Origin of the sequence: Microbulbifer marinus (assembly GCF_900107725.1) — a bacterium.
Classification (GTDB): domain Bacteria; phylum Pseudomonadota; class Gammaproteobacteria; order Pseudomonadales; family Cellvibrionaceae; genus Microbulbifer; species Microbulbifer marinus.
This window is the reverse complement of sequence record NZ_FNQO01000003.1, coordinates 564,670-590,074: the sequence shown is the minus strand read 5'-3', so window position 1 is coordinate 590,074 and position 25,405 is coordinate 564,670. Positions and strand designations below refer to the sequence as shown.

General features: G+C 60.6%; 20 protein-coding genes and 1 rRNA gene. 15 read left to right on the top strand and 6 right to left on the bottom strand.

Annotated elements, in window-relative coordinates; translation table 11 throughout:
- The first annotated feature begins 150 nt into the window (after positions 1-150).
- A 5S ribosomal RNA gene (rrf, locus tag BLW36_RS14475) occupies positions 151-266 on the top strand.
- A 974-nt stretch (positions 267-1,240) separates the two neighbouring features.
- Here the strand turns inward: rrf and BLW36_RS14470 are convergent.
- Positions 1,241-3,175 carry a cytochrome c/FTR1 family iron permease gene (locus BLW36_RS14470; RefSeq protein WP_091390113.1) on the bottom strand — a complete coding sequence of 645 codons (1,935 nt, stop codon included), beginning with the start codon at positions 3,173-3,175 and terminating at the stop codon, positions 1,241-1,243.
- A gap of 173 nt (positions 3,176-3,348) precedes the next feature.
- On the opposite strand from BLW36_RS14470, the gene BLW36_RS14465 reads away from it, so the two are divergent.
- The 7 genes from BLW36_RS14465 to BLW36_RS14435 all read left to right on the top strand — a co-directional run bounded on the left by BLW36_RS14465 (position 3,349) and on the right by BLW36_RS14435 (position 10,074).
- The gene (locus BLW36_RS14465) at positions 3,349-3,828 is read left to right on the top strand and encodes a glutathione peroxidase (RefSeq protein ID WP_091390110.1); all 480 of its coding nucleotides are present in this window, start codon (positions 3,349-3,351) and stop codon (positions 3,826-3,828) included.
- Positions 3,828-4,331 (top strand): MarR family winged helix-turn-helix transcriptional regulator, encoded by a 504-nt coding sequence (locus BLW36_RS14460; protein WP_091390107.1) that lies wholly within the window; start codon positions 3,828-3,830, stop codon positions 4,329-4,331. The genes BLW36_RS14465 and BLW36_RS14460 overlap by 1 nt, the downstream gene beginning before the upstream one ends.
- Before the next feature lie 355 nt (positions 4,332-4,686).
- The gene (locus BLW36_RS14455) at positions 4,687-6,222 is read left to right on the top strand and encodes a 2-isopropylmalate synthase (protein WP_091390104.1); all 1,536 of its coding nucleotides are present in this window, start codon (positions 4,687-4,689) and stop codon (positions 6,220-6,222) included.
- Positions 6,223-7,050, top strand: coding sequence for a uracil-DNA glycosylase family protein (locus BLW36_RS14450; RefSeq protein ID WP_091390101.1), 828 nt, complete (start codon positions 6,223-6,225; stop codon positions 7,048-7,050).
- Complete coding sequence (rimI, locus tag BLW36_RS14445; RefSeq protein ID WP_091390098.1) at positions 7,047-7,523, top strand: ribosomal protein S18-alanine N-acetyltransferase; 477 nt, start codon at positions 7,047-7,049, stop codon at positions 7,521-7,523. Before BLW36_RS14450 ends, rimI begins: the two co-directional genes overlap by 4 nt.
- Before the next feature lie 139 nt (positions 7,524-7,662).
- Positions 7,663-9,045, top strand: coding sequence for an MATE family efflux transporter (locus tag BLW36_RS14440; protein WP_091390095.1), 1,383 nt, complete (start codon positions 7,663-7,665; stop codon positions 9,043-9,045).
- A 30-nt stretch (positions 9,046-9,075) separates the two neighbouring features.
- On the top strand, positions 9,076-10,074 hold the full coding sequence (locus tag BLW36_RS14435) for an alpha/beta fold hydrolase (protein ID WP_091390092.1): 999 nt from the start codon (positions 9,076-9,078) through the stop codon (positions 10,072-10,074).
- 119 nt (positions 10,075-10,193) lie between these two features.
- Here the strand turns inward: BLW36_RS14435 and BLW36_RS14430 are convergent, their stop codons facing one another.
- Positions 10,194-11,975 carry an aminopeptidase P family protein gene (locus tag BLW36_RS14430; protein ID WP_091390089.1) on the bottom strand — a complete coding sequence of 594 codons (1,782 nt, stop codon included), beginning with the start codon at positions 11,973-11,975 and terminating at the stop codon, positions 10,194-10,196.
- Positions 11,976-12,115: 140 nt separating this feature from the next.
- On the opposite strand from BLW36_RS14430, the gene prfC reads away from it, so the two are divergent.
- The 7 genes from prfC (at position 12,116) to rtcA (ending at position 19,015) form a co-directional block, all read left to right on the top strand.
- Positions 12,116-13,699 carry a peptide chain release factor 3 gene (gene prfC / locus BLW36_RS14425; protein WP_091390087.1) on the top strand — a complete coding sequence of 528 codons (1,584 nt, stop codon included), beginning with the start codon at positions 12,116-12,118 and terminating at the stop codon, positions 13,697-13,699.
- A gap of 40 nt (positions 13,700-13,739) precedes the next feature.
- Positions 13,740-14,348, top strand: a complete 609-nt coding sequence (locus BLW36_RS14420) for a lysophospholipid acyltransferase family protein (protein WP_244506271.1) — start codon at positions 13,740-13,742, stop codon at positions 14,346-14,348.
- A 20-nt stretch (positions 14,349-14,368) separates the two neighbouring features.
- A complete protein-coding gene (locus BLW36_RS14415; protein WP_091390081.1) occupies positions 14,369-15,136 on the top strand; it encodes a TSUP family transporter in 768 nt (255 codons plus the stop codon).
- A gap of 4 nt (positions 15,137-15,140) precedes the next feature.
- Positions 15,141-15,479: a hypothetical protein gene (locus BLW36_RS14410; protein ID WP_091390077.1), complete on the top strand. Its 339-nt coding sequence runs from the start codon at positions 15,141-15,143 to the stop codon at positions 15,477-15,479.
- 37 nt (positions 15,480-15,516) lie between these two features.
- Complete coding sequence (locus tag BLW36_RS14405) at positions 15,517-16,923, top strand: M20/M25/M40 family metallo-hydrolase (RefSeq protein WP_091390074.1); 1,407 nt, start codon at positions 15,517-15,519, stop codon at positions 16,921-16,923.
- Between the two features lie 449 nt (positions 16,924-17,372).
- On the top strand, positions 17,373-17,756 hold the full coding sequence (locus BLW36_RS14400) for a DUF302 domain-containing protein (protein WP_091390068.1): 384 nt from the start codon (positions 17,373-17,375) through the stop codon (positions 17,754-17,756).
- A 221-nt stretch (positions 17,757-17,977) separates the two neighbouring features.
- Complete coding sequence (rtcA, locus tag BLW36_RS14395) at positions 17,978-19,015, top strand: RNA 3'-terminal phosphate cyclase (RefSeq protein WP_211567211.1); 1,038 nt, start codon at positions 17,978-17,980, stop codon at positions 19,013-19,015.
- A gap of 72 nt (positions 19,016-19,087) precedes the next feature.
- On the opposite strand, the gene BLW36_RS14390 is transcribed toward rtcA, so the two are convergent.
- The 4 genes from BLW36_RS14390 to BLW36_RS14375 all read right to left on the bottom strand — a co-directional run bounded on the left by BLW36_RS14390 (position 19,088) and on the right by BLW36_RS14375 (position 25,283).
- The gene (locus BLW36_RS14390) at positions 19,088-19,624 is read right to left on the bottom strand and encodes a DsrE family protein (RefSeq protein ID WP_091390065.1); all 537 of its coding nucleotides are present in this window, start codon (positions 19,622-19,624) and stop codon (positions 19,088-19,090) included.
- A 70-nt stretch (positions 19,625-19,694) separates the two neighbouring features.
- Positions 19,695-21,578 (bottom strand): MFS transporter, encoded by a 1,884-nt coding sequence (locus BLW36_RS14385; protein WP_091390062.1) that lies wholly within the window; start codon positions 21,576-21,578, stop codon positions 19,695-19,697.
- Positions 21,579-21,688: 110 nt separating this feature from the next.
- A complete protein-coding gene (gdhA, locus tag BLW36_RS14380; protein WP_091390060.1) occupies positions 21,689-23,029 on the bottom strand; it encodes an NADP-specific glutamate dehydrogenase in 1,341 nt (446 codons plus the stop codon).
- A 184-nt stretch (positions 23,030-23,213) separates the two neighbouring features.
- Positions 23,214-25,283: a M13 family metallopeptidase gene (locus BLW36_RS14375; protein WP_091390056.1), complete on the bottom strand. Its 2,070-nt coding sequence runs from the start codon at positions 25,281-25,283 to the stop codon at positions 23,214-23,216.
- Positions 25,284-25,405: the final 122 nt, after the last annotated feature.

Here is a 25,405-nt window from a genome sequence, read left to right as displayed (position 1 = left end):
CGAGAGACGCGCAAGACTTGCGGTGTATTACTACAGATTGTTTTACCGACTTATTTGGGGTTACTGCCGATCGAAAGATCGAGGCAAACAGCAGTAACACGGCAGCGCAGAGCAAGAGCTCATAAGACCAGGCCAACCCAAGCCAGTTTGCCTGACGACAATAGAGTTGTGGAACCACCTGATCCCTTGCCGAACTCAGAAGTGAAACGCAACATCGCCGATGGTAGTGTGGGGTTTCCCCATGTGAGAGTAGGTCATCGTCAGGCTTCTATTCCAAAAGCCCTGATCGCTAACGCGGTCAGGGCTTTTTTCATTCCAGCCTGCCGATGAGCTACCGCTTCGCGAAAAGGTCATGGTGATTCGAGCCTACGGCTCTCACCCTCCGGGCTGCCTGTGTCAGTCCAAACGGCGTAGCCGTTTGTCAGGCTGGAGCGCCAGCCCGGTTCAAATAAAAGAAAGGGCCACCCAATCGGGTGGCCCTTTCCTATTTGCGCCGGACGATGAATCAAAGCCAAACATCGTAAGAATCTGGCTAGTCCAGTTGTTTACTAAATAGCGGTTAACCATCACGGCATACATGCTCCTATTATGCGCTGGTCGACAAGAGCCTTGCCTCAACAACAATCTCTAAACCGTTCGCTATATCCGTTTATCAACCGGCGGTTTTTTACTCTCCCCCTCGAAACGCCACAATGGCGCGCCCGCACCTTGATATCCCAAACTTATTCACAACCCTTTCCAGATTTTCTGTTAGTAACAATGAGTGCGGCGGTCTTTGCCCTGGGCCTTCCATGCCCGGAACATATAGTTAATTAATGTCAGCACAGTAGGCCTTAGGCTCGCCGGAGTAACTGGCGGTAAAAAATAAAAAGCGTTGACAATTAAAGACTTGGCACTGAAAGTTCGCCGCAAAGCGACTCTGCCGCGAAACTGAAACCGAACACGATCTGGTCGGCTTATTTTTATACGGGCTCGACAGTGCTTGTAACCGCGGGCGCCTGCGCGGATATCCCGCACTTATGCACAACTCTGTCCAGAAGTTCTGTGCATAACAAACTTGTCCGAGCCTTTTAGCTCCAGCGGTTATTGCGCGGGGCATTTCATGGGGAAGCTCAGCGCGGCGTATTACCGCGACAGAGTTAAGGGTGAGGTCGAGCCGCGATACAGTCGCTCTGAGTGCCGGCGAGATACTGGTAACTGACTGGCAAAAAAATACCCCCGCCGAAGCGGGGGTATTGCGTTATGCCTTGACGGTATCTCCTGTCGCCACAGGTCGGCGGCCGCGCCGCCAGATCCATGTGGCGGCGATCAGGATTACGGCCTGCAGGCCGATGCCCTCCCAGGTGGAATAGATACCCAGCCAGTCAAATGAGAAGGAAACCGGCAGCGGATTCATGCTGATCAGCGCGGCTTCCTGCAGGGCGGCGATTGCCTTGCCGGCGAGTACGAAGGATAGCGCCAGCAGGATAATGGTCGTTACCGAGAAGAATTTGCCGAGCGGTAGGTGAGCGGAGTAGCGCACCATGGCCCAGCCCAGGAATGCCAGCAGCACTACCGCCGCGCCAACGCCGCCCCACAATGCGCCGTACTGTCCGGCGGAGGTCTGGGTCAGCAGGGCCTGGTAGAACAGGATGGTCTCAAAAATCTCCCGGTACACGGCCAGGAATGACAGCGCGGCGATACCCCAGAGAGTGCCGGTGGTAAGGCTGCGATCGATACTGTTGCGGATGTATTTCTGCCACCCGTGGGCGTGGGTTTTGCTGTGCATCCAGTAGCCCACATAGAAGAGCACGGCAGCCGCCAACAGCGCGGCGACGCCTTCCATTACCTCGCGGCTGGCACCGCTGATGGTGATCAGCCGCTGCGCCGCCAGCCAGGTGGCGAACCCGGCTACGAAGGCCGCAATCCAGCCGAAATGCACATACTTCAGTGCGTCGCCGCGTTCTGTCTTGATCAGGATCGTGGTCAGGGCGATCACCACCAGCAGCGCTTCCAGGCCTTCGCGCAGCAAAATAATCAGGCTGGCCAGGAACAGCGTGGTGCCCGACAGGTTGGATTGGTCGAGTAGTGCCTGTGCTTCGTCGAGGCGTTCCAGCACCAATGCCACCTGCTGCTTCACTTCTTGCGGGTCGCTGTTGGCATTGAGCTTGGCGCGCAAACCGAGCAGATCCCGCTCGATGGATTTACGCAGCGCCGTATCGTGGGAGTCGAGGGTGCTTTCGACCAGTTCGAAGCCGTCCAGATAGGCGCTGATTGCCAGGGTGCGGGCGCTGGCATAGTCGCCCTGCTGATAGGCACCGAGGGACTTCTGCAGCTGGCTGCGCGCGGTTTCCATGGGTTGCTCAGCCTGGGCTTTCTTGCGGGCGAACAGTGCTGCCGGATTGGCGCGCAGGGCGGCCACTTTTTCTGCGGGAATCTCGGGGCGGTCGTTGCGCAGCACTTGCGGGCTGTACATCACCAGGTCGGCCAAGCCCAGCTCGCTGCTCGCGATATCGGTTGTTTCTCCGCTGAAGGCAAGGCTGCCGACATAGAATGCCAGCGACCAGCGCTGCTGTTCGCTCAAATTGCTGAACGCGGTCATCGCGGTACCGTCGATACCATTGCTGATGGCATCGTAGAGTCCCAGCAGTGAACGGTTTTCCGCGCGCTCGCGGTCGTGGAAGTTGGTGGGTGCCGGTTCCAGTTGCCCGGCCAGGGGGCCGTCACCGAGTCCGCTATTGCCGTGACAGGCAATGCACTGGCTTTGATAGAGGGCGCGGCTCTCCTCGACGCTGAGCAACTGTTGCGGCAGTGACAGTGCCGGGGCAAGAGATAGCAGCCCCTGGCGCAGCTTGGCGGTGTGTCCCTGTACTTCGGCCAGGCTGGCCTTGCGCTGTATGGCGGCCTGCAGTGCTTCTGCCTCCTGCTGGATAGTCGTCGCTTGGGGCGACGCGGACAGCTGTTGTCCGCGATCGCTCAATAGCTGCGCGAACTCCTCCATCTCGGCGTATTCGTCCGCATTGATGATTTCACCTTTCTGCACCGCTTCCGAATAGTCGACGCCGATGTACTCCGCCATCTGCATCAACTGACGCAGCTCCTGTTCGCTGAGGTCCGGCTGCTGAGCCACGGCAGGGGTAACGGTGATGACTAACATTGCCAGCAGTAAGCGGGCCAAGTGCAGAGAGGTGCGCATGGAGAGTCCTATTAGTTGCCGCAAAAGGCGTTAGAAATTCGAGGCATAATATAATTGATAATTATTCTCATAACAAAGCCCGGGTTGATTCAACTTGCATGAATAAAGCTTGCATTTAACGTTGTGCGCAATTAAATTGTACACAATCTAATTGTTGGAGCGGGAGCATCCCCATGAGCGAACTCTATTCGATACCGGTACAGGCAGCGGATGGCAGCACCACCTCACTGGAAGAGTACAAGGGCAAGGTGCTGTTGATCGTCAACACGGCCAGCAAGTGCGGCTTCACCCCGCAGTACAAAGGGCTGGAAGCGCTGCACAACAAGTACAAGGATCAGGGCCTGGCGGTGCTGGGTTTTCCCTGTAATCAGTTCGGTAAACAGGAGCCGGGCAGCGACGATGAAATCCAGCAATTCTGCGAGCTGAACTATGGCGTCAGTTTTCCCGTCTACGCCAAGTTGGACGTCAACGGTGACGGCGCCCACCCGCTGTTCGTGCAGCTGAAGAAGCAGGCGCCGGGCATTCTCGGCACCGAGGGGATCAAGTGGAATTTCACCAAGTTCCTGGTCAATCGGGATGGCCAGGTAGTGAAGCGCTTCGCCCCCAAAGACAAGCCGGAAGCGCTGGAAACGGAAATCGAGCAGCTGCTCTGATGACGATATGTGACCACGACAACGGGGCACTGGCGCTCAACCGGCAGCTTTGTTTTGCCCTGTATGCGGCATCCCGTGCGATGACCCGCGCCTATCAGCCGATGTTGCAGGACCTGGGGATTACCTATCCCCAGTACCTGGTGCTGCTGGTACTGTGGGAGTGGGATCAACCGGGCGAACGCGACGATACAGATTTCAGTGTCGGTGCCCTGGGCGGCCGACTGATGCTGGACTCCGGTACGCTGACGCCGCTGCTGAAGCGCATGGAGCAGCGGGGCCTGGTAATACGCCGCCGGGCTGCCCGGGACGAACGCGTAACATTAGTAGAGATCACCGATGCCGGGCGTGCGCTCAAACCGCGTGCACAGGACTGGGTGACCCGGCAGCTCGACGACTCTCCTGTTTCTCCCCAGGAGGTGGAGCAGTTGCGCGGCCAGTTGTGGACCTTTTTAGCAAAGCTTGGGGGAGGGGCGCCGGTTTCGGGGTCCTCCGTCGATGATTAGCGTTTGGGCATCGACTGCTGTTGGGGGTAAATAGCGGTCAATAGGGAGTTTGTTAGGATGTTCATCCTATCTGTTGATGCTTTTTTTGTTGATATTAGGACGCCTGTTGACCTCGCCGCTGGCGCGGGCGCATAATGCTCGAATTCCAACCCCGCGCAGCAACCGCCATGCAAACTGAACATTTCAATTCCTGGCACCTCTATCGCGCCCTAGCTTTCTCGCTGCGACTGCCGCGCTGCGGCATATAATTTTATTCCCATACCCTCCGGCAGAATTCCACACTGTATTTTTTTGATGCATAGACAGCGACGCAGCTGCTGTTTAGCCTCGTGCGAGATTAGGAGATGAGCCCAAAATGAGTACAAATAAAGATAAATTAGTCATTTTTGATACCACTCTGCGCGACGGCGAGCAAAGCCCCGGCGCCTCCATGACCAAAGATGAAAAGATCCGCATCGCGCGCATGCTCGAGCGTATGCGTGTCGACGTGATCGAGGCGGGCTTCGCCATCGCCAGCCCCGGCGACTTTGACGCGGTGAAGGCCGTCGCCGAGACCGTAAAGGATTCCCGCATATGCAGCCTGGCCCGCGCGGTGGGCCCGGATATCATCCGCGCCGGCGAGGCGCTGAAGAACGCCAACGCCTCGCGTATCCACACCTTTATCGCCACCTCGCCGATCCATATGAAGTACAAGCTGCAGATGGAGCCGGACGACGTGCTGCGCCAGGCGGTGGAGGCGGTGAAGACCGCGCGCCAGTTCACGGACGATGTGGAATTCTCCCTCGAGGACGGCAGCCGTTCCGAGCCGGAATTCATGTACCGCATTATCGAGGCGGTCATCAGTGCCGGTGCCGGCACCATCAATATTCCGGACACCGTTGGCTACGGCGAGCCGGGCGAGTACGGGGCCATGTTCAAGCGTGTGATCGAGAACGTGCCCAACTCCGACAAGGCAATCTTTTCCACCCACTGCCACAACGATCTCGGGCTGGCGGTTGCCAACTCCCTGTCTGCGGTGATGAACGGCGTGCGCCAGGTCGAGTGCACCATCAACGGCCTCGGCGAGCGTGCCGGTAATGCATCACTGGAAGAAATAGTGATGGCGGTGCGTACCCGCCAGGATCTCTACCCTGTGGAAACCCAGATCGACGCCACCCATATCGTGCCGACGTCGCGCATGGTGTCCTCCATCACCGGTTTTCCGGTGCAGCCGAACAAGGCCATTGTCGGTGCCAATGCGTTCGCGCACGAGTCCGGCATTCACCAGGACGGCGTGCTGAAGCACCGCGAGACCTACGAAATCATGCGCGCCCAGGATGTGGGCTGGGGGCACAACCGCCTGGTGCTGGGCAAGCACTCCGGCCGCGCTGCGGTCAAGGCGCGCTACGAGGAACTGGGTATCCACTTCGAGGATGCCGGTGAATTCCAGCTGATCTTCGAGCGCTTCAAAGAGCTGGCGGACAAGAAGCACGAAATCTTTGACGAGGACTTGCACTCGCTGGTGGCGGGTACCGAGGCGCCGGTGGAGCACTTCCAGCTGGAAGATCTCGAGGTGCGCAGCAAAATCGGCACCATGCCGCAGGCCTATGTGCGCCTGTTGATCGATGGCGAGTCGCACCGCTCCGAAGCCTACGGCAGCGGTCCGGTGGATGCCACCTTCAAGGCCATCGAAGCCGTCGCCGACAGCAAGGCCGACCTGAAACTCTATTCGGTCAATGCCGTGACCCAGGGTACCGACTCCCAGGGTTCGGTGACCGTGCGCCTGGAAAGGGATGGTCGGCTGGTCAATGGTGTCGGTGCCGATACCGATATTCTCGTCGCTTCCGCACAGGCCTACCTGGATGCGTTAAACTTGCTCGCCAGCGGAGAGCGCAAGAAGAAAGGCGTGTAAGTGAACGAACTGCAGCGAGCGGAATATTTGTCAGTCCTGGGCGTGGCCAGCTATATGCCGCGCTTTGTGCTGCCGCTCGCGCCGCAGCCGCGCCAGGCGGAACTACCGCCGGCGGAAACCGCGCAGCCCGAGCCGGCAACGCCGCTGCAGCAGATGCGCGAGGCGGTCAAAAACCCCCTGCCGCAATCCGCGGCGCAGATGGTGGTCGCCCCCGCAGAGGCTGGCCCCGGATCCGCCGGCGGGGAATCGGAAGCGCAGGTGCTGCGCGACATCGGCGCGCTCACCGAGCAGACCAAGGTCAGTTCCGGCGTCCAGGCCGCACCGGTATCCCAGGTGGCGCCGCCGCGCCAGGAAGTGCAGCCGTTCGTGCTCAGCTGCTGGTGGCTGGGCGAGGAACTGCTGGCGGTGGACAGCCGCGAGCCGGGCGTCGCTCTGCCGGTAGAGGCACTGTTCAACAATATCGCCCGCGCGCTGGGCTGGCACCAGCTGCCGCGTGAGCAGGACCGCCTGCGCTGGCCGCTGGCAGAAAACCGTTTTGGCCCCGCCGCCGATGCCTCTGAAGCGCGCGATACCTGCTCCAGCTGGCTGGAGGCGGCCAGTGCGCGCCGCCCGGTGAAATCCATCTGGCTGATGGGGCGCGAAGCGCGCGATTTCTGTGCGCCGGTGCCGCTGGCGCAGCCGGTGAACGACTGGAACGGTATTCGCGTGATCGCGATGCCGAGCCTGAGCCAGTTACTGCTGGAACCGCAGCGCAAACGCGCCCTGTGGCAGCTGCTGCAACAGACTTATCCCGAGCACACTCACCCTGAGAAAAATGGGGTCAAATGACCCGCACCCTTCCCGCGCTCGACATTCCCGGTGCCCACCTGATCGCCGCCAGCGCAGCGGACTGCAACGCAATGGCCGAGCTGGCACGCCGCGCCCACAGCCTCCCCTGGAGCGAAAAGCAGTACCGCGACAGCCTCGATGCCGGTCATCGGTGCTGGCTGCTGCTGTCGCCGCAGAGTGAGCCCATCGCCTGCTGCGTGATCTCCACGTTGTTTGACGAAGCGGAGATACTCGACGTGGCCGTGTCTCCGGACTGGCGCCGGCGCGGTATCGCCGCGGCGCTGCTCACCGCGCTGATTGCTCAGTTGCCGGCGGAAATCCGTCGTGTGTTGCTGGAAGTGCGCGCTTCCAATCGCGCCGCCCTGTCCCTCTACCGCAAACTGGGTTTTCACGAGGATGGACTGCGCAAGAATTACTACCCGGTGGACCGCGGTGCGCGCGAAGATGCCGTGTTGATGAGCCGCTCCCGCTAACGATTGTCGGGATTGCGGTAGCGCTACTTCCGTTGTCAATACTCCGCCATACCGGTGCTGGTAGAATACCGGCACTGCGAAATTCGTATTTGTCCGCTGCAGTCTGGCAGACACTCCCATCTTCCGCGAAGAGTTATTCATGGCGTTATCCAAAAATAATCCCTCATTACTCGAGGGCTCGGTGGCCGGCCATCTGCAGCGTCTGGCACTGCCGATGGTGTGGGGCATTCTCGCCACCATGTCTTTCAACGTGGTGGATACCTATTTCGTCGCGCAGCTGGGCAAGGCACAGCTGGCGGCGATGAGTTTTACTTTCCCGGTGGTGATGGTGATCAACAGCTTCGCCATCGGTCTCGGCGCCGGTACCTCATCGGCGGTGGCGCGGGCCTATGGGGCCGGGGATCACGAGCGGGTGCGGCGTTTGGTCACCGATGCATCCCTGCTGGCACTGCTGGTCGCGCTGTGCATCAGTGTTGTTGGCCTCGCTACCATCGAGCCCCTGTTCCGGTTGCTCGGCGCCAGCGGGGAAATGCTGCCGCTGATTGCCGACTACATGGTGCCGTGGTTTTTGGGGGCTGTGTTTGCGGTAGTGCCGATGGTGGCCCTGTCGTCGCTGCGTGCGATCGGCAATAGCGCGTTGACCGGGCGCATTATGGTGGCGGTGGCATTGTTCAACCTGATCCTGGACCCGCTGCTGATATTCGGCCTGCTGGGTTTCCCGCGGCTGGAGCTGCAGGGCGCGGCGATCTCCACGGTAATTGCCCGCGGAGTCAGCTTTTGCGCCGCACTGTATTTCCTGATCCGCCGTGAGCACCTGATGGCGGCGCCGCGCTGGGATCTCGATTCGCTGTTCGCATCCTGGCGTAAAGTACTGGCCGTCGGTCTGCCAGCGGTGGCGACCAACGTGATTATTCCGATGGCCGGCGGTGTGGTCGTGGCGCTGGTGGCGGTGCACGGCGCCGATGCCGTGGCCGGGCTGGGGGTGGCGCTGCGGATTGAACCGGTAGCGCTGATCGTCTTCTATGCGCTGTCGTCAGTGGTCGGCCCCTTTATCGGGCAGAATGCCGGCGCCGGCAAGATAGAGCGCATGCGCGAAACCGTGCGCGTACTGGCGCGCTTCTGTGTCGTGTTCGGCTTGACGCTGGCGGTAGTGCTGTATTTTGTCGGCGAGTCACTGGTGCGGTTGTTCAGTGACTCGCCGGAAGTGCTGTCCGTGGCGATCGCCTACCTGACGCTGGTACCGTTCAGTTACGCCGGCTATGGCTTTGTGATGTCTGCCAATGCGGCCTTCAACGGTCTCGGACGGCCGCTGCCCGCCACGTTGATTTCTTTCCTGCGCGTACTCGGTATCTATCTGCCGCTGGCCTGGCTGGGGAACCAGTTGTGGGGCATCACCGGCCTGTTCGCTGCGACGGCGATAGCCAACCTGCTACTCGGGGCCCTGGCCTGCTGGTGGCTGCGACGGGATATTATCAGTCGAGCCGCGGACGGCGAGGATCGCGTAACATTGCCGGTCCAGTAACCGCTTACGTCAACAGGAGGGGCACAGGATATGCGCCGATACGCTGTAGTTTTTGCCGCGGTTTTTCTCGCACTGACGGCACTTTGCGCCAATGCCGCGCAGGACAATCCTTTCGATCGCCACCCGATTCATTTTGCCGAAATCCAGGGAGTTTCTATCGCCTACCAGGACATGGGTGCGCGGGACGGCGAGCCGGTGCTGTTGGTGATGGGGCTGGGTGCACAGATGCTGCACTGGGGCGATACGCTGGTGCAGCGGCTCATTGACAGCGGTTACCGCGTGGTGTTGCTCGACAATCGCGATGCCGGCCTGTCGCAGAAGTTTTACGAACTGTCGGCACCGCCGGTGTGGTGGATGCTGCTGAAACAGAAAGTCGGTCTCGCCGGCGAGCCGCCTTACACGCTGCAGGATATGGCTGCGGATGCCGTGGGGCTGCTGGACCATTTGCAGATAGAGCGCGCGCATATCGTCGGCGCCTCCATGGGCGGCATGATCGTACAGATCATCGCGGCCGAATACCCGCAGCGAGTCAGCAGCATGACTTCGATCATGTCGAGTTCCGGTGCGCCGGAGCTGCCGGAGTCGAAGCCCGAGGCGATAGAGGCATTGGCATTGGCCGCGCAAGGTGCCGATTCTCGTGCGCAGCGGATCCAGAACGGTGTCTTTATCGCCCGCGCGATTGGCTCGCCGCAATTTTTCGACGAGGTACACGCGCGCAATCTGGCGCGACGAGTGGCCAACCGCGGCAGTTACGGCCCGGGTATGCTGCGACAACTGCAGGCCATCATGGCCAATGGCGATCGCTCGCCGCTGCTGGAGCAGATAACCGTGCCGTCCCTGGTGGTGCACGGCGAGGCGGATCCGCTATTGCCGATTGCCCACGGTCGCGACACCGCCGAGAAGATTCCCGCTGCGCGCTTCGCGGCGATTCCGGGCATGGCGCACGCCCTCGAGCCGCGAGTGAGCGAGCTGGTGCTGCGGGAGTTGGTGCCGTTCTTGCGAGCGAAGCAGCAGCTGGCTGCGGACTAAGTCTCTACATCGTTATACCGGCGCGGGCCGGTATCCAGGCTTGCGGCACCGAGCCGTTGCTAAGCTCCGAAGCCGGGCCCCGAATCGAGTCCGGAGCGACGAATCTGAAAATCCCGTGCTCAACCGATGGGCTGTGTGGCTTCCTGCAGCCAGGCCTGGGTCTTTTCATTCACCAGCGGCATCAGTGTCTCCCGCACCCGCTGGTGATAGTTGTTCAGCCAGTCTTTTTCCTGTTCCGTCAGCAGGTCCGCGTCGATCAGTTTCCTTTCGATTGGTGCCAGCGTCAGCTCCTCGAACTCGAGGAAGCCGTGATGCGGCTCGCTCTCTTTCACGAAAATCAGGTTTTCGATGCGGATGCCGTACTGGCCGGTGAGGTAGAAGCCCGGCTCGTTCGACAGGATCATGCCCGGCTGCAGAGCCACGCCGGAGCTCACCTTGCCGATGCGCTGCGGCCCCTCGTGCACGCTGAGAAAGCTGCCGACGCCGTGGCCGGTACCGTGGGCGTAGTCGAGGCCCGCATCCCACAGCGATTTCCGTGCAAAGGCGTCTATCTGCTCGCCGCAGGTGCCCTTGGGAAAGCGCAGCGTGGCGATGCCGATATGCCCCTTGAGTACGCGGGTAAAGTGGTCGCGGGCGTGGGCGGGGAAGTCGCCCAGGGCCACGGTGCGGGTCACGTCGGTGGTGCCGTCCGGGTACTGGGCGCCGGAGTCGATCAGATAGATGCCCTCCGGTTGCAGCGGCAAACTGGACTCGCGATTGACCCGGTAATGCACGATGGCGCCGTTCGGCCCGTAGCCGGAGATGGAGTCGAAGCTGTCGTCGGCGAAGCCCTCGCGCTGTTCGCGTTTGGCGCGCAGCAACTGCACCGCCTCCAGTTCGCCGAAGCTGTTATCGGGAGCGCCGGCGGCAACCGCATCCGGCAATTCGGCGAGGAATTCGCACAGGGCGGCGCCGTCGCGCTCATGGGCGGCGCGGGAGCCGGCCAGCTCCACCGCATTCTTGCACGCCTTGGCCGCGGTAATGGGATCCGGTTCCTGCAGTAGTTCTATGTCGAGTGCGCGCAGCTGCTGCAGTGTCCAGCAGTTGGTGATCCGTGGATCTACCCAAACCTTGGATACATGGTGGCGCTTGGCGGCGGTGAACAGTGCGTCCTTGTCGCTGACGATATCCACATCGCTATTCAGGTGCTCGATCAGCGCCTCGCTGACCGCCTCTTCGGCCAGGTACAGGGTGGCGCTGCCGTCGCGGTAGAGCAGGGCGCTGGCCAGGGCTACCGGCAGGTGCGGTACGTCACTGCCGCGGATATTGAACAGCCAGGCGCACACCTCGGGGTTGGGCAGCCACAGGGCGTCGGCGCGCTTGTCCGCCAGCAGCGCGGCGATGCGCTCGCGCTTGTCCTTGGAGTGCTCACCGGTAAAAGTGTGGGGGTGCGGGCGCGCCGGACCACAGGGGGTTGCCGGTCTGTCGCTCCAGACGGCGTCGATCGGGTTCTGCTCCAGTGGCCGCAGGGCGATATCGCGCTCGCCGAGGCGCTTCTTCAGCAGGGCGAGGCCTGGCTCCGTGTGCAGGCGCGGATCGTATCCCAGTGACTGGCCATCCTTCAGTTGCGCACACAGCCAGTCGGCGATGACGCTGTTGTCCAGGTTCTCCTGGTCGATCGGCTGGTCACCGAGCTGCTGCTGGGCCTGTAGCGTGTAGCGCCCGTCAACGAACAGCGCCGCATGCTCTGCCCCGACCACCGCCATACCGGCGGAGCCGGTAAAACCGGTCAGCCAGGCCAGGCGCTCGTCGGCGGCGGGCACATACTCATTCTGGTATTCGTCCCCGCGCGGCACCAGGAAGGCCTGCACCCCCTGCCGCGCCAGTTCGTCCCGCACTGCCTGTAAGCGTTCCCGACTCATGGTTCACCTCCTGAACTTCGCTGGTTCGTCCTGGTTCCAGGGCCCAAATTCCGCAGTCTACCAGCCCCCTTAGGCCGCTGCCGACGTGTATAATGCGCGCCTTGCTTTTCCGCACAACACCGAGTTATCAAATCTAGATTATGGGTCAGAGTTCTTCCCTGGCGGGCTATAACGGCCGCCGCACTTTCGCGATCATTTCCCACCCGGACGCCGGTAAGACGACGGTGACCGAAAAGCTGCTGCTGTTCGGGAATGCGATCCAGCTGGCCGGCTCGGTAAAGGGCAAGAAGGGCCCCCATGCGCGCTCCGACTGGATGACCATGGAGCAGGAGCGGGGTATCTCGGTGACCTCCTCGGTGATGCAGTTCCCCTACAAGGGCCGCACCGTCAATCTGCTCGACACCCCGGGTCACGAGGACTTCTCCGAGGACACCTACCGGGTACTGACCGCTGTGGATTCCGCACTGATGGTGATCGACGGCGCCAAGGGCGTCGAGGACCGCACCATCAAGCTGATGAACGTCTGTCGACTGCGCACCACGCCGATCCTGTCGTTTATCAACAAGCTCGACCGCGATATCCGCGACCCGATCGAGGTGATGGACGAGATCGAGCAAGTGCTGAATATCCAGGCAGCGCCGATCAACTGGCCGCTGGGTTCCGGCAAGGGCTTCAAGGGCGTCTACAACCTCTACACCGACACCATTCACGTGTTCAAGCAGGGCCAGGGCCACACGATACCCGACGACATCCAGGTCAAGGGGCTGGACTCCGCCGAGGCGACCGAACTGCTGGGCGAGTACGCCGACGATATCCGCGAGGAGATCGAGCTGGTGCGCGGCGCCACCCATGAATTCGATCTGGACGCCTATCTGGCCGGCGAGCTGACGCCGGTGTTCTTCGGCACCGCGCTCGGCAACTTCGGCGTGCGCGAGATGCTCGACGGCTTCGTCGAGTGGGCGCCGGGTCCGCAGCCGCGCGACACCAACGAGCGTAAAGTCGAACCGAACGAAGACAAGTTCAGCGGCTTCGTGTTCAAGATCCAGGCGAACATGGATCCGAAGCACCGCGATCGTATCGCCTTTATGCGCGTCTGCTCCGGTACCTACAGCCGCGGTATGAAAATGAAACACGTGCGCATCGGCAAGGATGTGAAGATTGCCGACGCGGTGACCTTCATGGCCGGCGACCGTACCCATGTGGAAGAAGCTATCGCCGGCGACATCATCGGCCTACACAACCACGGCACCATCCAGATCGGCGATACCTTTACCGAGGGCGAGAGCCTCAAGTTCACCGGCATTCCCAATTTTGCGCCGGAACTCTTCCGCCGCATCCGGCTGAAAGATCCGCTGAAGCTGAAGCAGCTGCAGAAGGGGCTGCAGCAGCTGTCCGAGGAGGGCTCGACCCAGGTGTTCTTCCCGCTGGACAACAACGACATCATCGTCGGTGCCGTGGGGGTGCTGCAGTTCGAGGTGGTGGCCTATCGCCTGAAGGACGAATACAAGGTGGAAGCCATCTACGAAAACGTGAACGTGAATACCGCGCGCTGGGTGGATAGTGACAACGCCAAGGAACTGGAGAACTTCAAGCGCAAGGCCAGTACCAACCTGGCCCTGGACGGCAGCGGTCACCTGACCTACCTGGCACCGACGCGGGTCAACCTGCAGCTGGCGGAAGAGCGCTATCCGGATATCCGCTTCTACGCCACACGTGAGCACTAACAGGTCAGGCGATCTGGCAGTTATTTGAGAGACCATAAACGTGAGCATTCCAAAACAACTACCCGAAGAAATGCCGCGCATCGGCAACTGGTTTACCAAGGGCATCGGCCTGCTGGTCGTAAAAATGCTCGGCTGGCGCATCGACGGCGAGTTTCCGCCGGAGAAAAAACTGATGGTGGCACTGGCTCCACACACTTCCAACTGGGATTTTGTCGTCGCCATGCCGTTTATCCTGGCGCTACGGGCGAAGATTTCCTGGATGATGAAGAAGGAAGCCTTTTTCTTCCCGTTCAAAACCCTGTTCATGTGGCTCGGTGGCATTCCCACGGACCGCTCCGCGCCGGGTGGTATGGCCAAGCAGGTGGCCAACCAGTTCCGCGAAAACGAAAAGATGTGGGTGGGTATTACGCCGGAGGGCACGCGCAAGAAAGTCACCAAGTGGAAAAACGGCTTCCTGCGTATCGCCTACGCCGCCAACGTGCCGATTCTGATCATCGCCTGGGATTTTCCCAACAAGCGTATCTGTGTTGACTCCGTCTATCGCCCGACCGGGGATCTGGAGGTGGATATGCGGGAGGTGCAGCGCCGCTTCAGCAAGTACCAGGGCTGCAACCCGGAAAAACAGACCGATTTTATCGAGGGCAATTAACCCCTCCCGTAGGGCACTCCGTGGCGGAATTGACCGGCGACCTCTCAATAACTGTCTACCTGATACTGACCGCGGTGGCCTTTGCCGCGGGCTTTATCAGTGCCATTGCCGGCGGCGGTGGCATTATCACCCTGCCGGCGCTGCTGTGGGCCGGCGTGCCGCCGCTGGACGCGCTGGGCACCAACAAGTTCCAGAGTGTGTTCGGCACCCTGTCGTCGACGATCAACTTTTTCCAGAAAGGGCACCTGGACCTGCGCCCGTTGTGGCCGGGCCTGCTGGCGGCGATTGCCGGCTCGGTACTGGGGACCTGGAGTGTCACCCAGCTCGGCGGCGAGCAACTGAAAACCCTGCTGCCGATACTGCTGATAGCGATCGCGCTCTACTTCATGTTCTCGCCGCGCATCTCCGATCTGGATTCCAGGCCGCGCATGGGTAACGGCCTGTTCAACATTCTGGTCGGCGGCGGTATCGGCTTTTATGGCGGTTTCTTCGGCCCGGGCATGGGCTCCATCTACGCGCTGGCCTTCGCCGCGCTGCTCGGCTACAACATGCGCAAGGCCACCGCGCACACGAAACCGCTGGTGCTGGCCACCAACACCACGTCAATGGTGATATTCATGCTCGGCGGTCACCTGCTGCTGTCACTCGCCATCAGTATGTCGGTGGCCCAGTTTATCGGCGCGCGGCTAGGCTCCAACCTGGTCATCTCCCGCGGCGCGCGGCTGATCAAGCCGGTCATCATCCTCGCCACCATCGCGGTGGCGATCAAGCTGTTGCTGGAGGCCTGATCTAATGACGCTGCTAGTTACCCTGCTGCTTTCCTTTTGCGTCTTCGCCCTGATAATCTGGGGGCTGATGCATATGCGCACGCCGCGCTTCCGTATCGACCGCAAGGACTTTCTCAAGGGACTGGAAGACGTGATCGCCGGCCAGGCCGACGACAACGAGTGGCGGGTACTTATCGGCTACCCGATGCGCCACGATCCGCTGCTGGAGCAGCTGCGCCTCGAGTGCCTGGAAATCGAGGAGGGCGAATACACCGGTGGTTCGCCCTATCTATTCACCGATGCCGGCCTCGAGCGCCTGCGCCAGGTGCGGCGCCGATTACTGGCCGCCGGAATCGACAAATAAAACAATAATCCAACGAGCTTTAACCAAGGATTACAGCATGTTCAGACCATTACTGACCCTGACCGGGGGATTGATCGCGGCGCTGGCCGTGACCGCGGCACAGGCCAAGCCGCTGACTCAAGAAGACCTGTCTGTTGCGGAAGTGCTGCGCGACCGCGCGCTGGAATCTTCCGATGCCTACAGCATCGTCGAATCCCTGACCGTGGAAGTCGGCCCGCGTCCGGCCGGCTCCGAGGGCGACCGCCGCGCGGTGGCCTGGGCCCAGGAAAAAATGAAGGCGCTGGGGTTTGACCGCGTCTACACCGAGCAGATCGAAGTGCCGCGCTGGAATCGCGGTCATGCCCACGCGCGCGTGGTGGCGCCTTTCCCGCAGCCGCTGGTGGTGACTTCCCTCGGTTACAGTGTGGGCACGCCGGAAGGCGGTGTTTCCGCCGAGATTGTCGAGTTCGCGGACGTGGAGGCACTGATGAAGGCCCCGGCGCGCAAGGTGAAGGGCAAAATCGCCTTTATCAACAAGCGGATGGAGCGCGCCCGCACCGGCGAGGGTTACGGCCCCGCGGTGGGTGGACGCAGCAAGGGGATGCGCGCCGCCGCCGAGAAGGGCGCCGCCGCGCTGCTGATCCGCTCCGTGGGCACAGACTCGGACCGCTTTGCGCACACCGGCATGATGTCCATCGACGGCGTGGAAAACCCGGTGCCGGCGCTGGCGCTGTCGGCGCCGGATGCCAATTTGCTGGAAGCCATGCTCAAGCGTGGCAAGCCGGTGGAAGTAAAGCTCGATGTGCACAACCAGCGCCTGGAGGACGGCCCGTCCTTCAATGTGATCGGTGAGATTACCGGTCGCGAGAAGCCGGAAGAGGTGATGATTATCGGTGCTCACCTGGACTCCTGGGACGAGGGCACCGGCGCACTGGATGACGGCGCCGGCGTGGCGATCGTCATGGAAACCGCGCGCCTGATCGCCGAACTGCCCCAGCGCCCGCGCCGCACGCTGCGCGTGGTGCTGTACGGCGCCGAGGAAATCGGCCTGGTGGGCGCCAAGCAGTATGTAGACGCGCACCGCAGCGAGCTGGATAACATCGTCGCGGTATCCGAGTCCGACTTCGGTGCCGGCAAGATCTGGCGCTTCGACACCCGCCTGCCGGAGAGCAAATTCGCCATTGCCGATCAGATTATGCAATTGCTGGCACCGCTCGGTATCGAGCGCGGCAACAACAAGTCCAGCGGTGGTCCGGACAGTAGTGTCTTCGTCGCCCAGGGCGTGCCGGCCTTCGGCCTCTACCAGGATGGCAGCGATTACTTTGACTACCACCATACGCCGAACGATACCCTGGACAAGGTGGATCCGAAGATCCTGCAGCAGAACGTTGCCGCCTGGGTGGTGATGTCCTTCCTGACTGTGGAAATGGAAGGCGATCTGGGGCGGGTGCCGACCGAGCACTGAAGCCCCTGTTGTGACTTGGTAAATGTTCCGAGAAGCCGCTCCGCCAATCCCCAAAGAGCCCCGCCAGAGTGCGGGGCTTTTTTATGCTCGGCGAGAAATGAGGCAGGCCCTACCTTCGAATGATCGGCTTTGGTGGCTCGTGTGCGCCCAGCGTTCAAGTCTGCGCAACACAAACCCCATTTCCCGCTTTAGCTGCTGGTTTATAGGCGTCGCCAGCGGATGAAGCGCCGACGGCCGGTTGACTCTGGCACGTCACGATTCCGGCAACTAAGCTCATCAAACATCCGCAGGACCGCTTGTCCACCAGCATTGCCTGATGAATCTGCTGACGATTCACCTGGCTTCTTCGTTGCCATTGATTGATACGAGTAAAGCCCCCCGGTGGCGGACGTGCCGTCAGCTAACCTGCGAAAATTTCTGAGCCTCGAATAAAGAATTCGGAGAACGCTATGTATTACGTCGTAGAAACCGCCAAGCCATTTGAAACTGCCGTGGCCGACCTGGAAGAGTCCGTCAAAAACCTTGGCTTTGGTGTTTTGCATATTCACGATCTGGGCGAAACCTTGCGGAAAAAAGGAGAAGACTTTTCTGAGCAGTGCAAGGTCTTGGAGGTTTGCAACCCGGCTCAGGCGGCCAAGGTATTGAGCGTTGATATGAGGCTGAATATGGCTTTGCCGTGTCGTATTTCAGTCTATACGCAGGACGGCGTGACAAAAATGGGATTGATAAAGCCGGCGAAAATGCTCGAAAGCCTGTCAGATGACGCCGAGCTGAAAAAAGTAGGAAAAGAAGTGGAAGAAAAAACGATTCAAATGATTGACGCTGCCAAGTGACAGTTGGTTATTTTCTTTTTTTCAGGGTGAAACACATTTTTTCTCTGGTTTTAGCTGCGGTTTAAGGAAGAGAAATAGGTTCGCTGCCAGGGGCAAGGTTTAGTTCCATATAGGGACATGCTGCCGGTGTATCCGCAGCAGCAGGCGCGCGGGGCTATGTCGACGTCGACCGCCACCGGCCGTACTGTGCGGTGCGCCCTGGAACTCAAGGAGGTGCTGCGGTGAGCTGGCTGGTCATTGACGGAAGCTTCGGTGAGGGCGGCGGTCAGCTGAGCCGTTATGCGGTGGCCTTGGCCGCAATCAGCGGTCGTCCACTTAATCTCACGAACATCCGTGCCAGACGAGCCAGGCCAGGGCTGATGGCGCAGCATCTGACGGCGCTGCGGGCCGTGGCTGAGGTCGCCGGTGGCTCGCTCGAAGGTGCCGAACTCGGCGCGACGGAGGTTTACTACCGGCCGGACCGGATTCGCGCTGGTGATTACCATTTTGATGTCGGCACCGCCGGCAGCATAGTACTGGTGCTGCAGGCATTGCTGCCGGTGGCGCTTCGTGCCGATGGAACAGTGAATCTGTCCATCACGGGAGGCACCGACGTGAAGATGGCGCCGCCGGTGGATTACTTGCGTATGGTATTTCTGCCGTGGCTCGCGCGCATGGGAATCAGCGTGCGTGTCGGGACGGTCCGCCATGGTTACTATCCGAGGGGCGGCGGGCTGGTGCAGCTGCAAGTAGCGCCGTGCCACTCGCCGCGGCCACTGTTGGCCGAGCGGCCGGGTGTGCTGCGGCAAATCAGCGGTGTGGCTCATATCGCCCACCTGCCTTTGCATATTCCCGAGCGTATGGCAGCGGCGGCACGCGGAGTCCTGGCCGATCTCGGTGCGGTGCAGATTGACGTCAAGGTGCTGGGGGATACCGAGGCGTTTGGCACGGGCGGGGCCGTGGTACTGGCGGCCGAAACCGAACAGGCGGTATTGGGCGCGGCAGCCGTGGCCGAGCGCGGCGTGCCGGCCGAGCGTTTGGGGGAAGACGCCGGCTGTTCACTGCGCGCCGAACTGGAAGCGGGGGCCGCCGTGGATATTCATGCCTGCGACCAGCTGCTGATCTACGCCGCGCAGGCCCATGGGACCTCGCGACTCCTGGTGCGCAAGGTGAGCCAGCACGCGCGGACCGTGATATGGCTGATCGAGCAGTTCCTGCCAGTTAAGTTCAGCGTCGAACCCTACCGGGGACTGTACCGGATCGACGTCCGCCAAGAGTGACCTGTGGAAATAATCGGGGCCGGCTATTGGTTGACCCCGCTAGCCGTTACGTTGCCCCGAGAGATCGTCGACTTAGAACGGGTTAACGGTGTAGCCCTGTTGCTGCAGTAACGCGTGGGCGGTCATTGCCGAGAGGGCAGTTTCCACTCCGCTCTGGAGTTGTGAATTTTCGATGCCGTGATAGGCGGCCGACTGGCCGCAGATAATGATGCGAACCTTGTTCTTCAGCAGTTCCTGCAGCAGCGGAGTATTCGGGTTCTCGGTGCCAAAGCGCGCTTTGTAACTGGCATCGTTGAGCAGGTCAAACCCGGCCTTGCCATGGACCACCAGCGCGAGATGGATATTTTCCGCGGGTATGCCGGCCCCGGCGTGCATGTTCAGGAAGCGGGCGAGACTCTCTATTTTTCGGTTCACTTTGCCGGTATCGCCCTGCTCGGCGACATCGAAAGCTACCTTGAACGATTCCTTTCCACTCAGCGGCTGCGTCTGTTTGACTTCCGCGTGCGCGCCGTATTGACCGATCAGCGGTCCCTTGGCGAACTCTGCGGCGACGGTGGTTGTTGCCGTTAGCGCGAGTATCGGGGCGACGAATATCTTCATAAATTGCATGTATAAAAGCCTTGGTACGTATTCTTATTTAATTCGGCGACAACGGAGTGCTGTTGTCATAGCCGTGTAGTTAGAGTTGTTCGCCCCGTAAGCCGAGAACTACCTGCTGCAGGTGATCCGGCTTGGCCGTGCCGGCATCCAGTGGCTTACCGGCCACTACGCTCACCCGGGACCAGAATCTCTTCGGCCAGGTAGTAAAGGCGTTGCCGCCCTTGTGGCTGAAGAAGCTGCCCCAGAGACCGCGCAGCGCCATTGGAATCACCGGCACCGGGTTTCTTTGCAGAATTTTCTCGATGCCGGCCTTAAACGGCTGCATTTCCCCGTCCTTGGTCAGCTGGCCCTCGGGGAAAATACACAGCAGGTCGCCATCTTTCAGCCCCTGCTCGATCTCTTCAAATGCGCGGGCATAGCCCTGCGGATCCTTCTGTTTGGAGCAGATCGGAATCGCGCGACCAGTGCGGAAGATAAAGTGCAGTACCGGAATCTCGTAAATCGGCTTGTACATAATGAAGCGAATCGGGCGGCGCACCGCACCGGCCAGCAGCAGGGCGTCCACGTAGCTTACGTGGTTGCAGGCGATGATTGCCGGGCCCTCGGCGGGAATCTGCTCGAGCCCCTCGTGTTTTACCCGGTACATGGTATGCGACAACAGCCAGATCAGCAGGCGCATGGCGAATTCCGGTACCTTGCTGAACACGAAGATTGCCACGGCCGCGTTCATCACGGCGATGATCATGAAGAACTGGGGAATGGTCGCCTGCAACAGGTTCAGGAAGATGATGCCCAGTATCGCGGCGATCACCATGAACAGCGCGTTCAGTACATTGTTGACGGAAATGATGCGCGCGCGGATCGATGCCTCGGAGCGCTCCTGCATCATCGCGTAGAGGGGCACTATGTAGAAACCACCGAAGATACCGATCAGGGTCAGGCAGGTGAGAATCGACAGCGAACCTTCGCTGATCCAGAAATTGGCCAGGGTTGGTTCGACCAGCGGTGTGAAGCTGCTGCCGACGGCGCCGAGGACAATACCCGACAGTGTCAGCCCGGCGGCACCAAGCGGTACCAGCCCCAGCTCGATGCGGCCGCCGGAGAGGCGCTCGCACAGCAGGGAGCCCAGTGCGACGCCGATGGTAAAGGCGCACAGCAGCAGGGTTACCAGCGATTCGCTGCCACCGAGTACGTTCTTGGTAAAGCTCGGAATCTGTGTCAGGTAGGCGGCACCCTGCAGCCAGAACCAGGAGATACCGATAATCGCGTAGAAAACGGCCGGCGTTTTGGCGGCTTCGCGCAGTACGCGCATAGTCTGTGTGGCCGGATTGAAGTTGATCTTCAGTTCCGGCGCGGGAGCCGTGGCCCTGGGGATGGCGCGGCTGGCCATATAGCCGCACATCGCCGCCCCCATTATCACCAGAGCGAGGTAGAGGATGCCGTTCTCCCCGGCATCGGTCATGCCCGCCAGCAAACCGCCGACGATGGTGCCGCCGAGAATAGCGACGAAGGTGCCCATCTCCACCAGCGCGTTGCCGCCCACCAGTTCGGATTTCTTCAAGTGTTGCGGCAGGATTGCGTACTTCACCGGGCCGAAGAAGGCCGATTGCACGCCGAGCAGAAACAGTACGCTGAGGCACAGGGCATTGTTGCCGCTGACCAGTGCCGCGACGCCAAAGGCGCCGATGCCGATTTCCGCCAGTTTGATCAGGCGGATCAGGCGGCTTTTGTCGTATTTATCGGCCAGCTGCCCGGCGGTGGCGGAAAACAGGAAGAACGGCAGGATAAACAAGCCCGCGGCCAGATTGATCAGCGCGTTGGCCTCACTGGCGGCGAGGCGAAAGGCGATCATCACGATCAGTGCATTCTTGAACACATTGTCGTTGAAGGCGCCGAGAAACTGGGTCAGGAAAAATGGCAGAAAGCGGCGGCTGGCCAGAAGCTCGAACTGATTGTGGGCCATGGCTGGATCTCCGTCTTTTTTATGGCCCCAATAGTACGCGATTTATGCGCGGTTGACGCGAGTTGTGCTCCGCTGTCGTTACCGCATCCGCAATGTGCAACTGAACCGCTTCAGCCGACGCCCTGGGCGACCAGACCCCTTGCGACCCGCTGGAACGCGGCGAGGTTGGCGCCCTCGTGATAATTGAGATAGCCGTCCTGCGCTTCGGTGTTCTCGAGGCACTGGCGATGGATCGCCTGCATGATATCGACGAGTTCCTCGCACAGGCGCTCCTCTTCCCAGCGGGTGAAGGAGGCATTCTGGGCCATTTCGAGGCCGGACAGTGCCACGCCGCCGGCGTTGGAGGCCTTGCCGGGAGCGTGGATGATACGCCGTTCGCGCAGTAGCCGCACCGCGGCGGCCGTGCACGGCATATTTGCTCCCTCGGCCACGAAGCGGGTGCCATTAGCGGCCAGTGACTTTGCATCGTCCTCGTCGAGTTCATTTTGCGTGGCACAAGGCAGGGCAATATCGCATGGGGTCTGCCAGGGTTTGCAGTTGTCGCGCCACTCACCGCCCGAAGTTTCCTGAATATGTTGCAAGATTTTTGTGGAGCCGCCGCGGTGTTCGATGGCCTTGTCCACCTGCTCTGCGGGGATACCGTCTGTATTGAACAGGGTGCCCTTGCTGGAGGAGAGGGTAATGACCGTGGCTCCCAGTTCGATCGCTTTCTGTGCCGCGTGCAGGGCCACATTGCCGGCGCCGGAGATGGCGACGCGCTTGCCCTTGAGGTCTTCATCCTGCTGGCTGAGCATGCAGCGGAGGAAAAAAATCAAGCCGTAACCGGTGGCCTCCATCCGCACATGACTGCCGCCAAACTCGATATCTTTACCGGTGAGAGCGCCGCTGAAGGTATTGGCCAGGCGGCGGTACTGACCGAATAAATAACCAATCTCGCGGCGGCCGACGTTGATGTCGCCGGCGGGTACGTCGGTATTCTCGCCGATATGCCGGTACAGTTCGTTCATGAAGGCCTGGCAGAAACGCATGATTTCGCGATCGGAGCGGCCGCGCGGATTGAAATCGGAGCCCCCCTTGCCGCCGCCGATAGGGAGTCCGGTGAGGGCATTCTTGAAGGTCTGTTCGAACGCGAGAAATTTGAGGATCGATTCGTTCACAGATGGGTGAAAGCGAATACCGCCCTTGTAGGGGCCGATGACGCCGCAGTACTGCACGCGCCAGCCGCGATTGACGTGCACATTACCCTCGTCATCCTCCCAGCAGACCCGGAAAGAAATAGTGCGGTCTGGCTCGCTGAGTCGTTCGAGTACTGCTGCGTCGCGCCAGGCTTCGGTGCCCGTGTAAAGATCGAATACATCGCAGGTGAGATCCTGCACTGCCTGGATAAATTCGGGCTCGTGCGGGTTGCGGGATTCCACCCACTGGATGAACTGATCCACGGATTCCGGCATCGGCTGGCGCTCCCATGATTAGGGCTGGTATGACTACTGACACAAGGACAGTGGCAAAGCATAACGCGTGCGGTGCAATTCGTAGTCGATTTGAACGCCGTATCTGCGCCTCTTGAAGGACTGTAACCGCACACACAAAAAAGCCCCGCAGGGCGGGGCTTTTCTGAGACGGGGATCCGGCGACTTACCAGATCACCACGCGCTCTTCCTCCGGCAGGTACATACCGTCGCCTTCCTGGACTTCGAAAGCGGTATAGAACGCGGAGATGTTGGGCAGCACGCCCTTCACGCGATACTCGGCCGGGGAGTGCGGGTCTGTCTTCAGACGCTCACTGAGGGCCTCGTCGCGGATCTTGCTGCGCCACACCTGGGCCCAGCCCATGAACAGGCGCTGGTCGCCGGTAAAGCCGTCGATAATCGGCGCTTCCTGGCCATCGAGAGACATCTTGTAGGCCTTGTAGGCGATGCCGAGACCGGACAGGTCGCCGATGTTTTCACCGAGGGTCAGCTCACCGTTGATGTGCTCGCCGTCGATCGGTTCATAGCCGTTGTACTGCGCTACCAGCTTGCCGGTCAGGTGCTCGAAGTTTTCACGGTCGGAGTCGGTCCACCAGTTGTTCAGGTAGCCCTTGCCGTCGAACTTGCTGCCCTTGTCGTCGAAACCGTGACCGATTTCGTGACCGATCACACCGCCGATACCGCCGTAGTTGACTGCGTCGTCGGCCTGCATGTTGAAGAACGGCGGCTGCAGAATGGCGGCGGGGAATACGATCTCGTTCATCGCCGGGTTGTAATAGGCATTGACCGTCTGCGGCGACATGCCCCACTCGGTGCGGTCGAGTGGTTTGCCCAGTTTGCCGCGCTCGTAGCTGGTTTCAAACAGGTTGGCTGCCAGCACGTTGCCCACCAGGTCGTCGGCGCTTACTTCCAGGTCGCTGTAGTCGCGCCACTTGTCCGGATAGCCGATCTTGGTGGTGAAGTTGGCCAGCTTGTCCAGCGCCTCCTTCTTGGTCTCTTCACCCATCCACTGCAGGGACTCGATGGATTCGCGGTAGGCCGCCTTCAGGTTGTCCACCAGTTCGACCATGCGCGCCTTGGCTTCCGGCGGGAAGTGTTTTTCCACATAGCGCTTGCCCACCAGTTCACCGACGGAACCGTTGACGAACTGTACGGCGCGCTTCCAGCGCGGCTCCATCTGCTCGACGCCGCGCACCGCGGTGCTGTAGAAGTCGAAGTGTGCCTGGGCCAGCTCGCTGTGCATGTACGGGGCCATGGAGCCCATTACCTTGACTTTCAGGTAACGGCGCCAGGTAGCCATGTCAGTGTCGGCAATGACGTCGTTGGCGGCCTGCAGGTATTCCGGCTGACCGACGACGATATTGTCGGCCTTGTCCAGCATGGCCTTGGGCAGGTAGCTGTCCCAGTCAACATCCGGCATCAGCTCGGCCAGTTCCTGTACGGATTTTTTGTTGAAGTACTTGTCCGGATCGCGGTTGTCGACCCGCGAACGGTGATGTTCGGCCAGGCTTTTTTCCAGTGCGTAGATCTTGTCCGCATAGCCCTTGGCCTCTTCCAGGCCGGCCAGCTGCTGTACTTTTACCAGGTAGTCCATGTAGGCCTGCTGCAGCTTCTGGCCCTTTTCGGAGTCGTCGAAGTAGTAGTCGCGGTCGGGGAGACCGAGGCCGGCCTGCCACATGAAGGCGATGTAGTTCTCCACATCCTTCATGTCCTGATAAATGAAGGCGCCGAAGGGGGCGTCGTAGCCAACAGTGTCGGCGTAGGCGAAATAATCGGTCAGGTCGGTGCGGGTTTTGATCGCATCCACCTTAGCGAGCTCGCTTTTGAGCGCCGCCAGGCCTTTTTCCTCAATCAGCTTTTCATTCATGAAGCTGTTGTACAGATCGCCGATCTGCTTGGCACCGGTGCTGCTGGCGTTCTCGCCGGCTTCCATGATCAGTGCCTTGACCTGCTCGGTGCTCTTGTCGCGCAGGATCGAGAAGCCGCCCCAGCGCGACTTGTCTGCGGGAATCTCGGTGTTCTGCAGCCAGGTGCCGTTGACGTAAGCGAAGAAATCGTCCTGCGGGCGAACGTCGGTGTCCATGGCCTCGAGGTCGATGCCGGAACCGAGCTCTGCCTGCTGTACCGCGGCGCTAGTAGCGGTATCGTTGGCGCTCTGTTGGGTTTGCGGCGCTTCAGACTTGGAGCAGCCGGCCACTATGCCGGCGATGGCGAGAGATAGCAGTAATTTATTCATTGTTGGCCTTTGTTGGGCTGATTATTCCGCAGCCATAGTAAGTCGTTGCGCCCTTGGGGGGCAACCGGGCTGCGGTTAGCGGGAGCCTGTTCGCGATAAAAGGCCAGATGGGTAAACAAAAA